Origin of the sequence: Candidatus Sulfidibacterium hydrothermale, assembly GCF_020149915.1 — a bacterium.
Taxonomy (GTDB): domain Bacteria; phylum Bacteroidota; class Bacteroidia; order Bacteroidales; family F082; genus Sulfidibacterium; species Sulfidibacterium hydrothermale.
Genome location: NZ_CP083760.1, coordinates 679981 through 695012, shown reverse-complemented (window position 1 = coordinate 695012; position 15032 = coordinate 679981). Strand labels below are relative to the sequence as shown.

Here is a 15032-nt window from a genome sequence, read left to right as displayed (position 1 = left end):
AAAGATTTTCTGGTCAGGGTTTTTTCTTTATTTTTGATTTTGAAAGCACAGAATAATTATGGGAAAAACAACAATACTTACTTTGGATGCCGGCGGAACCAATCTGGTTTTTTCGGCAGTTCAGAACAACCAGATTCTCCAGGAAAAAGTTAACCTTCCGGCACCATCGGAAAATCTGGATGATTTTATCCAAAAGATCTTTCACGGATTTTCGCTTTTACAGGAAAAAACCGGAACAAAAGCCGATGCCATCAGTTTTTGTTTTCCCGGCCCGGCTGATTATGAAGCCGGCATTATCGGCGACCTGGAAAATCTTCCGTTTTTTCGTGGCGGCGTTCCTTTAGCCAAAATGCTCGAAAACAAATTCCATATTCCGGTATTTATCAATAACGACGGGGACTTGTTTGCGCTGGGAGAAGCCATCAGCGGATTGCTGCCCGAAATTAACGAACAAAGCAAAAAAAAATACAAAAATTTACTGGGGGTTACGCTTGGAACCGGCTTCGGAGGCGGAATAGTTGTAAATGAGCAGCTTTTCAGCGGGGATAATTCGGCTGCTGCCGAAATCAACCGCTTCAGCAACTTTATCCGGCGCGAAGAAAGTGTGGAAGAAATACTCAGCATCCGCGGTATCCGGCACCTGTTTTCCGATTATAGCGGGATAACTTTTGAAGAAACGCCCGAACCGTTCGAAATCTTTCAGATCGGTAACGGACAAAAACCCGGTAACCGCGAAGCAGCACAACAAGCCTGGAGTAAATTCGGACAGGTGCTGGGCGATGCCCTGGCCAATGCCGTGAGTCTTACTGACGGTTGTGTGGTAATTGGCGGCGGACTTTCCGGCGCTTTTCCGCTGTTTCTTCCGTCCACCATCAAACAGATGAACAGCACATTTATAAAAAAGGATAATACACTGGTTCCGCGAATGGAATTAAATGCTTTTAACTGGGAAGACGAAAAAGAAAAAGCCGCTTTCTTGAAAGACGAATCCATTACGATTAAGGTTCCTTATTCGGAGGAAACACAAATTTACCATCCGCATAAAAAAATTGCTGTAGGAATTACCCGGTTGGGAACCAGTGAAGCCGTAGCCGAAGGAGCTTATGCTTACGCCGTGTCAAAACTGACATAGCAAAATACATCTTTATCAAAATCCCTCTACAATGAACTACTTTAACGACACATACGAAACATCGCGAAAAGCTTTTTTGAACAGCGCAGCCCGGTTACGCGAAAAGTATCCAAATGCCATTACTGATTCTTTTGCCATCGATCGTGAAAACGAAGAGGGTTTGTTTATCGACCTGATTTACCTTCCGGCTACAAACCATGCTGAAAATCTGGTGATGGTTACTTCCGGCGTACACGGCATTGAAGCCTACACCGGATCGGCAATTCAGCAACTGTTTTTAAATGAATTTATTCTGCCCGATGAAAAAATAATTGCTCATTCTTCTTTTCTTTTTGTTCATAGCGTTAACCCTTACGGACAAAAATATTTTAGGCGGGTTACTTCGCGAAATGTTGACTTAAACCGAAACTTTGCGCTTTCGGATAAACTTTTTGAAACCGAAAACCAGGCGTATGCCGAGCTCAACGAACTATTAAATCCATCCGGCCTTTACCGAAAGAAACCGGCCGAAAACCTCCGGTTTTTTCTAAAGACGATGCGACAAATTCAAAAAAAAGGAATCAAAACATTCCGGCAGGCAATTTTACAAGGACAATATCACCACGAAAAAGGGATCTTCTTTGGAGGGAAAGCTTTTGAACCGCAAAAAACCATCATGGAACAAATCACCTGCCGGTTTGCAAAAGGCCACAAAAGGCTTGTTTTAATCGACTTACACACCGGATATGGTTACCGGGGCCGGTTGCATCTTATCGGCATGGATCAATATCCCAATCCGGCTGTTTTGGAACAACTCCGAAAATTATACCCCACCGAAAAAATTGAAGCGGCAGATAAAGACAGCGGTGATTTCTATAAGATCTCCGGTTCTTTATTTGAATTTCTTTTTCAAAGATGTACAGAAGAAAAAGTAACCGTTTTACCCATAGCCTGGGAATTTGGTACTTTTGATAACATCAAAGTGCGAAAGAGCCTTGAATCGCTGCGGATTATGATAAATGAAAACCGCGGATTCCATTATGGGTATGCCAACAAAGAAAGTAAAAAACAAACACTGGAAGCTTTCCGCCAGTTATATTACCCTGATGATAAAAAATGGCGTCAACAGGTTTTGCAAAAAAGCAAAGCGGTTTTCGACCAACTTCTTCATCAATTAGAAAAAAGCAACCAATAAAAGCAGCAACCCGGGTTACTGCTTCTTTTTCGTTCTTTTCTGCATAAACAACTAACACGATCTGCAACAAACCGGTAAAAAACCATGACGAATTCAAAGCGGTTTCTTATTCTTTTTACTTTTTTATCTTTTTTTTCTGCCTGTAAAAAAGCAAATCCAACGGCTTCCCCGTCCCAACAGATATTTATCCGGGCGGCTGATCTTTCTTTTTTACCATTATGGGAATACCAGGGCGCCCACTATTTTGACCGGACAGGAAAAGAAAAACCGGCACTCGAAATCTTTAAAAATAACGGGATGAATACAGTACGATTACGGTTATTGGTTCATCCTTCTTCTTTATTCAACAGCAGCCTTACGCAAGTTACTGCTTTTGCCCAACAAATACATCTCAACGGGTTAAAAGTATGGCTTGATGTACATTATTCGGACACCTGGGCCGACCCGGCACATCAAACCAAACCAGCGACCTGGCAAAACCTGGATTTTCAGCAACTTCGGGACAGTGTATTTTTTTATACCAAAACCGTAATGACAAAAATTGAACCGGAATATATCGAAATTGGAAATGAAATTAATAACGGATTACTGTGGCCGGACGGACATATTACAAATCCTTACAACTTTACCACACTGATACAAGCCGGAATTGATGCCGTAAGAGAAACAGATTCTGCCACACAAATCATGATTCATTACGCCGGATACCGAAATGCGGAAAACTTTTTTGCTTTTCTGAAAAAACAAAAAATAGATTACGATATCATCGGATTATCTTACTATCCCTGGTGGCACGGAAAATCACTTGACACACTGCAAAATGTAGTAAATTATCTTTCAAACACCTACCAAAAACCGGTTATCATTGCCGAAACAGCTTATCCGTTTACTCTTTTATGGAACGACAATACAAACAATGTTGTAGGAAATACCGCCCAGCTCATTTCGGCATTTCCGGCAACCGAAACCGGACAAAAAGATTTTTTACAACAGCTGCGACATCTTACCGAAACAAACGCCTATGGTGGTGGTTTTTGTTATTGGGAGCCCGAATGGGTTACCATTAAGAAAACAGATTCTGTTATTGGTTCCCCATGGGAGAACCTTGCCCTTTTTGATTTTAACAACCAGGCCTTGCCTGCTATGGAAATTTTTAACCCCTGAGAAATTCCCGAAAATTTTACCTTTGTCCCAAAAGAAAACACATGGAAATTATTGCCGCTTTTTCAACCGATGACGGAAAAACTTATGTAGATAAACATTCGGGAGATGCCCGTTATTTTGACTTGTACAAGATCACACCTGATGGGTCGCAATTTTTGAAACGCGTAATTAACCCGCCCAAAGAAGAAAAAAGACATGCCGATCCGGAAAAAGCCAAAGGAATTGCCCAGCTATTAAAAAAAGAAGGCGTTCAAGTGGTGGTTTCCAAGGTATTTGGCCCCAACATCAAACGAATCCGCAAACAGTTTGTCTGCATCATGATGAATGATCCGGAAATCGCACAAAGTCTGTCGGTTTTACAACAAAAAACAGACTTGATCCTCTCGGAATGGAAAGCCGGAGAAGACAGAAACGTATTGAACTTCAAGAAATAAATTATTTCTTTTCAGGACAGTACATAATCGTAAACCGCAATAAAATGACAGACACTGCCGGCCAGTACAAAAAAATGGAAAATGGCGTGATGAAACGGTAGTTTGTACTGAAGGTATAATACGGCTCCGATAATATAACTCACCCCGCCGGCCAACAGCCAATAAAGGCCCGGCAACGGAAGATGCGCCATTAACGGTTTAATGGCCACAATGACAATAGAGCCCATGGCGACATAAGCAATGGTGGAAACGACATCAAATTTTCCGGTATAAAACAGTTTAAAAATGACACCCCCAATGGCTGCAGCCCAAATAACACCAAACAGGCTCCATCCCCACGGGCCACGAAGGGTAACCAACAAAAACGGGGTATACGTTCCGGCAATCAGTAAATAAATGGAAGCATGGTCAAAAACATTTAACTTATGCCGCCTTTCCGGATCCTTAGACGAATGGTAAAGTGTGGAAGCCAGATAAAGCGTCATCATGCTGGCGCCGTAAATACTTACACTGACTATTTGCCAGGCATCCCCATGCGAAGCTTTCAGGATTAAAAAAATGGTTGCCGGAATGGATAACAGAAATCCCAAACCATGAGAATAAATATTCCATCTTTCTTCGGCAGGAGAATAGCTTCTTTTTTTTGCGTATGTTTTCAAAACTAACCGAGTTTAAGACTTTTACCTGCTAAGGTAATGTAATAAATGAGGTTTTATTATGTTTTTTCCGTTACTTTTTTCAAAAAATAATTCCATAACGTATCGTTGGGCGGTGGCGCTAAAAAAGTAACCGGTTCTTTTTTTACCGGATGAACAAAGGAAACCTTCCGGGCATGCAAGCCAATGGAAGCATCCGGATTACTACGGGGAAAACCATATTTTAAATCGCCTTTGATCGGACAACCCACCGCAGCAAGCTGGGCCCTGATCTGATGATGCCTGCCGGTATGCAAATCAATTTCCAGCAAATGATAACGCTCACCGGAAGCCAGGATACGATAGCTTAAAACAGCTTCTTTGCTACCGGCTTTTGGATGTAAGCCTACAAAAGATTTATTTTTCACCGTATCCCGCCACAAAAAATGGCGGAGTTCTCCTTCTGTCTCCGGTGGCATATTTTTCACCACCGCCCAATAGGTTTTTTTAAACTGCCGTTGTTTTACCAATTCATTCATACGGCTGAGGGCTTTTCCGGTTTTGGCAAAAACCACCACGCCACTTACCGGCCGGTCCAGGCGGTGAATTACGCCGAGGAAAACATTTCCCGGTTTATGGTACTTTTTTTTCAGGTAACTTTTTAACGCTTCACTTAGCGGTTCATCCCCGGTTTTATCGCCCTGAACAATTTCTGATGGAAGCTTGTTGACCACAATCAGATGATTGTCTTCGTATAAAATGCGTTTACTTAAAGGGATTCCGGGAGTCATAAACGGGATAACAAATCAATACTGTTCTTTATCGTTAGGGAAATCCACCGCTTTCACATCACGAATATAGGCAAGAAAAGCCTTAATGATTTCATCATGAAGATTGTGATAGCGCCGCAAAAAACGAGGTGAAAATTCCTGATTAATCCCCAGCATATCATGTAAAACCAATACCTGGCCGTCTACTTCATGTCCGGCACCAATACCAATGGTAGGGATTTTAACCATTTTCGTCACCTTGGCTGCCAGATCAGCCGGAATTTTTTCCAGTACAATTCCAAAACAGCCGGCTTCTTCCAGCAGTTTGGCATCGCGAAGCAATTTAGCGGCTTCTTCTTCCTCTTTAGCCCGAACCACATAAGTACCGAATTTATTTATCGATTGCGGAGTAAGACCGAGATGCCCCAAAACAGGAATTCCGGCGGATAAAATCCGGTCGATGGATTCTACCACTTCAGAACCGCCTTCCAGCTTCACAGCATTAGCTCCTGATTCTTTCATGATTCGAATGGCTGAATGCAATGCTTCTTTTGAGTTTCCCTGATATGTTCCAAAAGGCAAATCGACCACAACCAAAGCCCTTTTTACCGCCCGCATCACCGACGAAGCATGATAAATCATCTGATCCAGGGTAATGGGCAATGTAGTTACATGACCGGCCATCACATTGGAGGCCGAATCGCCTACGAGAATTACGTCAATCCCGGCTTCGTCAAGTAAACGCGCCATAGAATAATCGTATCCGGTAAGCATTGCTATCTTTTCTCCCTTTAACTTCATCTCCTGAAGCACGTGGGTTGTAATTTTCGGAAATCTTTTCGAACCGTATAATCCGTCCATAACACAATTTTTTTACAAATGTAAAAAATATCTCTCCCGTCAAACAAAAAAAGAAAAAGCCGCAACCAAGGCTGCGGCTTTTTTCAACAAATTCAATGACTATCTATTGATTAATCTTTTTTGGAGTAATCAATTTCAGCCTGACGTTTGTAAAAATTGTAACGCCACTGAGCATTTTTCAATGCGATTTCCTGCAGTTCTTTGGCTCTCTCGGGGAAAGCTTTTTTCAGCGAGGTGAAACGCACTTCCAATTCGTGGAATTCTTTCAATTTTTCAAAATCAGGCTCTTTGGAATCAAGCTGCAGCGGATTCTTTCCTTCGAGTTCCAGCAGCGGATTGTAACGGTACAGTGTCCAGTAACCGGCTTCTACGGCCAGTTTTTCTTCATGCTGCGAACGGGCCATTCCATTGCGCAAACCATGTGCAATACAAGGAGAATAAGCAATGATCAGTGATGGTCCCGGATAAGCTTCTGCTTCTTTCAGCGCTTTGAAAAACTGGCTCTGGCTGGCTCCCATTGCTACAGAAGCAACATATACATAACCATAAGTCATGTAAATGGCACCCAGGTCTTTTTTCCGGATTTCTTTACCGGCCGTAGCAAATTTAGCTACAGCAGCCGTCTGGCTGGCTTTAGAAGCCTGTCCACCGGTATTGGAATATACTTCGGTATCCAGTACCAGCATATTGACATCTTCACCGGAAGCCAATACATGATCCAGTCCGCCGTATCCAATATCGTAAGCCCAGCCGTCACCACCAATAATCCACATGGATTTTTTCACCAGATACTGTTCCAGTTCCATGATTTTTTTGGCGACTTCGTCATCAGCACCTTTCAGTACTTCCACTACTTTGGCAGAGGCCACTTTGGATTCTTCTCCATTATCTTTGGCAGCAATCCAGGCTTCAAAGGCTTCTTTTCTTTCGGCTGTGGTACCGGCTTCGATAGCTTCTTTCATGAAACGTTCGATACGGTCACGCATTTTCCGGATTCCGGTAGCCATTCCAAAGCCATATTCGGCATTATCTTCAAACAATGAATTTGCCCAGGCCGGACCTTTACCTTCCGGATTCACCGTATAAGGTGTAGAAGGAGCTGAACCGCCGTAGATAGAGGAACAACCGGTCGCATTGGCAATCATCATACGATCACCATAAAGCTGGGTAGCTGCTTTGATGTACGGTGTTTCACCACAACCGGCGCAAGCCCCGGAGAATTCAAACAACGGCTGTGCAAACTGGCTGTTTTTCACGCTGATAAATTTATCAACACGACCTTCTACCGTTTTGTCTGTCACATTCTTAATCAGATAATCCCAGTTTTCCACTTCTTTCATCTGACTTTCGGTATCCACCATAATCAGTGATTTTTCAGGTGACGGACAAACATCGGCACAACTGCCGCAACCGGTACAGTCGAGAACACTTACCTGGATACGGTATTTCAGCGGTTTCAATTTGCCTTTGGTTTCGAGGAACTGCATGCCTTCCGGAGCATTTTTCTCTTCTTCTTCATTCACCAGGAAGGGACGAATAGCAGCGTGAGGACAAACATAAGCACACTGGTTACACTGGATACATTTGTCGCCAATCCATTCCGGAACGGTTACTGCGACTCCACGTTTTTCGTAAGCGGCTGTCCCGGCCGGGAAAGTACCGTCTTCGCGTCCTTTGAAAGCACTTACCGGCAAGTCATCGCCTTTCAGGTGATCAATCGGACGAGCTACTTCACGGATGAAGGCCGGCAGATCATCATCATTGGCTTTCTGTTCTTTCACTTCAATATCAGCCCATTCTTTCGGAATTTCAATTTTGGTCACGTCGCCACCGGCATCTACAGCCCGGTAGTTCATTTCCACAATATCTTCCCCTTTACGGCCGTAGGTTTTGTAAATGAATTCTTTCATTTTTTCCACAGCCAGATCGTAAGGAATCACTTCAGCTACTTTAAAGAAAGCAGACTGCATGATGGTGTTGGTACGACTTCCAAGACCAATTTCCGAAGCAATTTTTGTTGCATTGATGGTGTAGAAATTAATGTTGTGTTCAGCCAGATATTTTTTCATACTATCCGGTAAACGACGTTTGGTCTCTTCCTCATCCCAGATACTGTTCAACAGGAAAGTACCACCGTCTTTCAGGCCTTTCAACATATCATATTTGGTAAGATAAGCCGGTACGTGGCAGGCCACAAAGTCAGGAGTTCCGACCATGTAAGTCGAACGAATCGGTTTATCTCCAAAACGCAGGTGCGAAATGGTAATTCCACCCGATTTTTTGGAATCGTAGGCAAAATAAGCCTGAGCATATTTGTCGGTAGATTCCCCAATAATTTTAATGGAGTTTTTGTTGGCCCCTACCGTACCGTCAGCACCCAGACCGTAAAATTTGGCTTCAAAAGTACCTTCATCGGAGATACTGATTTCAGGAAGCAACGGCAAAGAGGTAAAGGTCAAATCGTCCACGATACCCACTGTAAAATGGTTTTTGGGTTCGGGTTGTTTCAGGTTGTTGAAAACCGAAACAATCTGGGCCGGCGTAGTATCTTTGGAACTCAGTCCGTAACGACCACCTACAATTACCGGAGCATTTTCGCGGCCATAGAAAACTTCTTTAATATCAAGATAAAGCGGTTCGCCGTTGGCACCGGGCTCTTTGGTACGGTCAAGAACAGCAATCCGTTTTACGGTTTTCGGAATAACTTTCAGCAAGTAATCGGTTGAGAACGGACGATACAAATGTACGGTCACCAATCCGACTTTTTCGCCCTGTGCTATAAGATAATCAATGGTTTCGCGAATGGTTTCGGTAACCGAACCCATGGCAACCACAATATGTTCAGCATCTTCAGCACCATAGTAAGTAAACGGGTGATATTCACGTCCGGTCAGCTTGGTAATTTCCTGCATATATTCTTCCACGAGATCGGGAACCGGTGCATAAAAACGGTTGGCCGCTTCGCGAGCCTGGAAAAAGATATCGGGATTCTGTGCTGTTCCGCGGGTTACCGGATGTTCCGGATTCAAGGCATTATCTCTGAATTTCTTCAGGTCTTCCCACGGGAAAAGATGTTTCAGGTCTTCTACTTCAAAATATTCCACTTTCTGAATTTCGTGAGAAGTACGGAAACCGTCAAAGAAATGCAGGAAAGGAATACGGGTACGCAACGAAACAAAATGAGCAATACCGGCCAGGTCCATAATCTCCTGAACACTACCGGTAGCCAGCATGGCAAAACCGGTATTCCGGGTAGCCATTACGTCGCTGTGATCACCAAAAATAGAGAGCGCCTGTGTAGCCAAGCTACGGGCACTTACATGAAATACAGCCGGCAAAAGTTCACCGGAAATTTTGTACATGTTCGGAATCATCAGGAGTAGCCCCTGCGATGCCGTAAAAGTAGTGGTAAGCGCACCTGACTGCAGCGAGCCGTGCACTGCACCGGAAGCACCACCTTCCGATTGCATTTCGACTACTTTTACCGTTTCACCAAAAATATTTTTTTGACCGAAAGCAGCCCACTGGTCCACATACTCGGCCATGGTTGACGAAGGTGTGATAGGATAGATAGCTGCTACTTCGCTAAACATATAAGCCACGTGGGCAGCAGCGTAGTTCCCGTCACAGGTAATAAATTTTTTCTTTCCGCTCATTTATCTGATTTTTAAAAAGTTATTTAGTTTATTTTCTAACAAAAAAGACTCCGGTAAAGTAACTCTTTAACACGTAAAAAACTAAATCTTAAGCCGTTGCTTTTTCAAAGGACTCTTTTCTGAACTTGTGCGCAAAAATACAATATTTATCTATTGTTTTTATCTGAAAATAATGGAAGTAACCTTCAGCACCCGCCAATTTAAAATGATTATAGATTACGGCTTTTTGCCCCAACGTCAATTTTATTTACTTTTATGGCCATAAAAGAAAGATTAAAAAAATTTATTATGGACCTTACAACCAATTATCTGGGTTTAAAGCTGAAAAACCCTGTAATCATCGGCGCTAGCAACCTGGTTACGGATATGAAAATGCTCCGTGCACTGGAAGAAAACGGGGCCGCCGCCATTGTTTACAAATCGCTTTTCGAAGAACAAATCAACCTGGAGCAATTACAAATGCAGGAAGATATGGAGGAATATGCCAACCGGAATGCTGAGATGACCACCCTGTTTCCTCAAGATATTTACGAAACCGGACCGGAAGAATTTCTCATGCATTTTAAAGAAGCACGGGAAGCTCTTCATATTCCACTAATTGCCAGCCTAAACGCTGTTTTTGACGACACCTGGTACGAATGGGCCAAAAAGCTGGAAGAAGCCGGTGCCGATGCCATAGAATTAAACTTTTATAACAACCCACGGGAATTTGATATGGACGGCCGCGCCATTTTACGCGAAGAACTGGATGTGATTGCCGGAGTAAAAAAAGCCGTAAACATTCCCGTAAGTGTAAAGCTCAGCGCTTTTTACACCAACCCGCTGTATGTTTTTAGAGAAATGGACAAAAAAGGAGTGGACGGACTGGTTCTGTTTAACCGGCTTTTCCAACCCGATATCAATGTTCAGGAAGAAAAAATGCAGTTTCCGTACAGCCTGAGCAACGAACAAGACAACCGGCTTCCGCTGCGCTATGCCGGCATGCTCTATGATCAGCTTCATTGCGACGTTTGTGCCAACACCGGAATCTTTACCGGCGAAGATGTCGTTAAAATGTTACTGGCCGGTGCCGACGCTGTTCAGGTAGTCAGCACCATTTATAAAAACGGGCCACAACAAATCAAAAAGATCATTGAAGATATCGAACTATGGATGGCCGGAAAGAAATACGACACGCTGGATGATTTCAGAGGAAAACTTTCCATGAAAAATGTAAAAGATCCCTTTGCCTACCGGCGTGCACAATATGTGGATATCCTGATGCGTTCGGCCGAAATATTTAAACAATATCCTGTTTTATAGTTTATTGATATTCAATAAAAAAGCCATTCCTGCGGAATGGCTTTTTTATTCCACAACCATCTCTAAATATCCCAATCCGAAACAACAAAAATAATGTCGTCCGACCATTACAAAACCATAAAAGGAACATCACAGGGAATTTACAAGGAAAAAGGAAGCAAATTCATTGCTTTGGCTTTTCACACCGAAACAGAACAGGAAGCCAAACAACAATTGACCGCAGTAAAAAAAGAATACCACGATGCCCGCCATCATTGCTATGCTTTCCGAATCAATCCGGAAAATGAGTTTTTCCGGAGCAGTGATGACGGAGAACCTTCCGGAACGGCAGGAAAACCCATCTTAAATCAGATTTTTTCAGAAGAATTGTTTAATGTGCTTGTTGTGGTCGTTCGTTATTTCGGCGGAACCAAGCTGGGCGTTTCCGGTCTTATCCGTGCCTATAAAACCGCCACGCGCGAGGCACTTCAAAACGCAAAAATCATCACTTCTACCATTACCCGGACCATCGAACTGGAATTTGAATACCCATTAATGAACCCGGTAATGCGCATCGTAAAAGAGGAGCATATCAAGGTATTAAAACAGGATTTTAACATGCGCTGTAAACTCATTTTACAGGTAGAAAGAAATCAAGAGAAAAAACTGGTTGAAAAATTTAAAACCGTCACAGGATTAACAGTGAAGTAAAAGATTATCAGCAGTTTCCCATAATGGGAAACTGTTTCCCCATATACGACAAAAAAAGGAAAAAGTCAAGAGGGTTATCCCTTTTTTTTAAACCCGATATGTTATTTATTTGTTGAAAAATTACAAAGCAAAACTGTTCAAAATTCCGGCTTGATTTTTAGCGGTTTATACAAAAGTTGTTAATAAAACGATAGATTGTTGATAAAAACTTTACCAACGAATGAAAAAAAAACATGTTGAGGTGTGGGAAAGATGTCTTGCGGTAATTAAAGACAACATTCCTTACCAAAGTTACAAAACCTGGTTTGAACCGATCGTCCCTCTCAAAATTGAGAATAATATTTTGGTGGTACAGGTGCCGAGTCAGTTTTTTTATGAATGGCTGGAAGACCATTACATTAATCTGCTCCGCAAAACCATCAAGCGCGAAATGGGTCCGTCAGGCAGACTGGAGTATAGTATCATCATGGACAACTCAACCCTGAGTCAAAAGCCGGTAACCGTTAACTACCCCACTTCAACCCACAAAGGCATTAAAAACAAGCCGATTAACATGCCACTTGACCTGAACAAAGGTCGTTCACGCGAAATTCCCAATCCGTTTATCATCCCCGGTCTGAAAAAATTAAAAATCGAATCGCAGTTGGTAGAATCATACTCGTTCGACAATTTTGTAGAAGGAGATTGTAACCGCCTGGCCCGTTCGGCCGGATGGGCGGTTGCAGAAAACCCGGGAAAAACCGCTTTTAATCCGCTGTTAATCTACAGTCAGGTCGGACTGGGAAAAACCCACCTTGGCCACGCCATCGGATTACAGGTAAAAGCCAATTTTCCTGATAAAACTGTGCTGTATCTTCAAACAGAGCAATTCATCAATCAATATATCGACTCCGTTCGGAACAACAACCAGAATGATTTTGTTCATTTCTACCAAATGATTGATGTGCTGATTCTTGATGACATTCAGTTTTTGGCCGGAAAAGAAAAAACACAAGACATCTTCTTCCATATTTTCAACCACTTACACCAAAACAACAAACAAATTGTCCTCACATCCGACAAACCACCGGTTGAACTAAAAGGGATGGAACCCCGTTTGCTTTCCCGGTTTAAATGGGGACTGGCAGCTGACCTTCAGGTTCCGGATCTGGAAACCCGCATTGCCATTTTGCAACGCAAACTGTATACTGACGGCATTGAAATGCCCGACGAAGTGGTGGAATATCTTGCTTACAGCATCACCACCAACATCCGCGAAATGGAAGGCGCACTGATCTCCATTCTTGCCCAGGCTTCGCTCAACAAAAAAACCATTACACTCGACCTGGCCAAACAGATGATTGACAAGTTTGTTAAAAATACCACACGCGAAATCTCCATCGACTATATTCAAAAAGTAGTTTGCGATTATTTTAATATTCCGCTGGATGTTTTGAACTCAAAAACACGGAAACGTGAAATTGTACAGGCCCGGCAACTGGCTATGTATTTCTCAAAAAAACACACCAAAAACTCGCTGGCCACCATTGGCCTGCAATGCGGAAATAAAGATCATGCCACGGTTTTACATGCTTGCCGTACAGTAAACAATCTGATAGAAACCGATCGTCGCTTTCGTAATTATGTCGATGAAATTGACAAAAAATTGAAACTATGACACTTTTTTTGACAGAATTCAAATCCCGCGGAATGAAAATTTTGCGGGATTTTTTTATTCCGGCCTTTTGGCATGTCATTTGATTCGCATTTTTTTTGTAAATTGGGGCAAATAAAAAAATTTAAAAACAAGGCTTATGAATGTTTTATTTGTTGATTTGGAAAATGTTTGCCGTTCTCCACTGGCAGAAGCCATCCTGAAGAAGAAATTCAAAGAGCATCATATTCATGGAGAGGTAGACTCGGCAGGATTTGAATCGTTCACCATTAACGAACCTCCGGACAAAAGGGTGGTAAACGTAGCCTTAAAACATGGCTATGCTCCCGAAGGAATGGCCCGGATCTTCCGAAAAGAAGATTTCGACCTTTTCGATAAGATTTATGTGATGGATACCCAAAACTATAACGACGTAATGGCCCTGGCCAAGAAGGATCAGCACAAAGAAAAAGTAGAATATCTTCTGGATGTACTGGACGACGGAAAGAACAAAACCGTTCCCAATCCATACAATACCGGTGAATCGGATTGTGAAAATATTTTTGAACTACTCGATAAAGCCACAGACAAAATTGTGGAGCTGGCCCGGGCAGAAAAACAGAATGCATAAAATATGAGGTATCCTTCACGGGAGCAATTAAAAGATGCTGCAAACCGGATTGCTTTTGGTATTCACCATACACCGGTTTTGCAATCCGGTTATTTTAACCACACTTTTCGTTCAGATCTTTTTTTCAAATGCGAGAACTTTCAAAAAGTCGGGGCTTTTAAGTCGCGGGGGGCAATCAATGCTGTTTTTTCACTCTCCGACGAAGCCGCGGCAAACGGAGTAGCCACTCATTCTTCCGGTAATCATGCACAGGCTCTTGCCCGTGCTGCCGCTTTAAGAAAAATTCCGGCTTACATTGTAATGCCCGAAAATGCACCGAAAGTAAAAATCAATGCCGTAAAAGGCTACGGCGGACAAATCACCTTTTGCAAACCTACCCTGGAAGCCCGCGAATCTACTCTGAAACAGATTATCCGCAAAACCGGCGCTACAGAAATACATCCGTATAACAATTTACAGGTTATTGAAGGACAGGCAACCGCAGCCATGGAACTTCTGGAAGAACATCCGGACATCGATTTATTGCTTTGTCCTGTAGGCGGCGGCGGATTGCTGAGTGGCACGGCATTGGCGGCCCATTACTTTTCACAGAAAGCAACGGTAATTGCCTGTGAGCCTGCCAGAGCCGATGATGCATACCGCTCTTTTCTTGCGGGGAAAATCATTCCCAGCACACAACCCAAAACCATTGCCGACGGCCTGTTAACTTCGTTGGGCGATATCACGTTCCCCATCATCCGGCAGTTTGTATCAAAAATTGTAACCGTAAAGGAAGAAAGCATTATCCAGGCCATGCGTTTGGTTTTTGAGCGAATGAAAATTGTAATTGAACCTTCGGCTGCCGTGCCACTGGCTGCCGTGCTGGAGAAAAAAATAGACATCGCCCACAAAAAAACCGGAATTATCCTTTCGGGAGGAAATGTTGACTTAGGACATCTGCCCTGGTAAAA

General features: G+C 43.0%; 13 protein-coding genes. 9 read left to right on the top strand and 4 right to left on the bottom strand.

The features are described 5' to 3' along the window. The first annotated feature begins 58 nt into the window (after positions 1 to 58). The 4 genes from LA303_RS02735 to LA303_RS02720 all read left to right on the top strand — a co-directional run bounded on the left by LA303_RS02735 (position 59) and on the right by LA303_RS02720 (position 3904). On the top strand, positions 59 to 1132 hold the full coding sequence (locus tag LA303_RS02735; protein WP_240526406.1) for an ROK family protein: 1074 nt from the start codon (positions 59 to 61) through the stop codon (positions 1130 to 1132). A 31-nt stretch (positions 1133 to 1163) separates the two neighbouring features. Continuing rightward, positions 1164 to 2306, top strand: a complete 1143-nt coding sequence (locus tag LA303_RS02730) for a M14 family metallopeptidase (RefSeq protein WP_240526405.1) — start codon at positions 1164 to 1166, stop codon at positions 2304 to 2306. A gap of 84 nt (positions 2307 to 2390) precedes the next feature. Further along, positions 2391 to 3470 carry a glycoside hydrolase family 53 protein gene (locus tag LA303_RS02725; protein ID WP_240526404.1) on the top strand — a complete coding sequence of 360 codons (1080 nt, stop codon included), beginning with the start codon at positions 2391 to 2393 and terminating at the stop codon, positions 3468 to 3470. Between the two features lie 41 nt (positions 3471 to 3511). Next, positions 3512 to 3904, top strand: coding sequence for a NifB/NifX family molybdenum-iron cluster-binding protein (locus LA303_RS02720; RefSeq protein ID WP_240526403.1), 393 nt, complete (start codon positions 3512 to 3514; stop codon positions 3902 to 3904). 11 nt (positions 3905 to 3915) lie between these two features. Here LA303_RS02720 and trhA read toward each other — a convergent pair whose 3' ends face one another. The 4 genes from trhA to nifJ all read right to left on the bottom strand — a co-directional run bounded on the left by trhA (position 3916) and on the right by nifJ (position 9826). Next, positions 3916 to 4563 (bottom strand): PAQR family membrane homeostasis protein TrhA, encoded by a 648-nt coding sequence (gene trhA / locus LA303_RS02715; RefSeq protein ID WP_240526402.1) that lies wholly within the window; start codon positions 4561 to 4563, stop codon positions 3916 to 3918. A gap of 56 nt (positions 4564 to 4619) precedes the next feature. Next, complete coding sequence (locus tag LA303_RS02710) at positions 4620 to 5330, bottom strand: RluA family pseudouridine synthase (protein WP_240526401.1); 711 nt, start codon at positions 5328 to 5330, stop codon at positions 4620 to 4622. Between the two features lie 15 nt (positions 5331 to 5345). Next, positions 5346 to 6170 (bottom strand): 3-methyl-2-oxobutanoate hydroxymethyltransferase, encoded by an 825-nt coding sequence (gene panB / locus LA303_RS02705; RefSeq protein ID WP_240526400.1) that lies wholly within the window; start codon positions 6168 to 6170, stop codon positions 5346 to 5348. A 110-nt stretch (positions 6171 to 6280) separates the two neighbouring features. Next, positions 6281 to 9826 carry a pyruvate:ferredoxin (flavodoxin) oxidoreductase gene (nifJ, locus tag LA303_RS02700; protein ID WP_240526399.1) on the bottom strand — a complete coding sequence of 1182 codons (3546 nt, stop codon included), beginning with the start codon at positions 9824 to 9826 and terminating at the stop codon, positions 6281 to 6283. 288 nt (positions 9827 to 10114) lie between these two features. On the opposite strand from nifJ, the gene LA303_RS02695 reads away from it, so the two are divergent. From LA303_RS02695 to LA303_RS02675, 5 genes are all read left to right on the top strand, one after another. After that, positions 10115 to 11128 carry a dihydroorotate dehydrogenase-like protein gene (locus LA303_RS02695; RefSeq protein ID WP_240526398.1) on the top strand — a complete coding sequence of 338 codons (1014 nt, stop codon included), beginning with the start codon at positions 10115 to 10117 and terminating at the stop codon, positions 11126 to 11128. Between the two features lie 93 nt (positions 11129 to 11221). Further along, the gene (locus LA303_RS02690) at positions 11222 to 11818 is read left to right on the top strand and encodes a YigZ family protein (RefSeq protein WP_240526397.1); all 597 of its coding nucleotides are present in this window, start codon (positions 11222 to 11224) and stop codon (positions 11816 to 11818) included. Positions 11819 to 12038: 220 nt separating this feature from the next. After that, complete coding sequence (gene dnaA / locus LA303_RS02685; protein ID WP_240526396.1) at positions 12039 to 13475, top strand: chromosomal replication initiator protein DnaA; 1437 nt, start codon at positions 12039 to 12041, stop codon at positions 13473 to 13475. 136 nt (positions 13476 to 13611) lie between these two features. Beyond that, on the top strand, positions 13612 to 14082 hold the full coding sequence (locus LA303_RS02680; RefSeq protein WP_240526395.1) for a low molecular weight protein-tyrosine-phosphatase: 471 nt from the start codon (positions 13612 to 13614) through the stop codon (positions 14080 to 14082). Between the two features lie 3 nt (positions 14083 to 14085). Next, entirely contained in the window at positions 14086 to 15030 is a 945-nt protein-coding gene (locus tag LA303_RS02675) for a pyridoxal-phosphate dependent enzyme (protein ID WP_240526394.1), read from the top strand. Positions 15031 to 15032 lie beyond the last annotated feature (2 nt).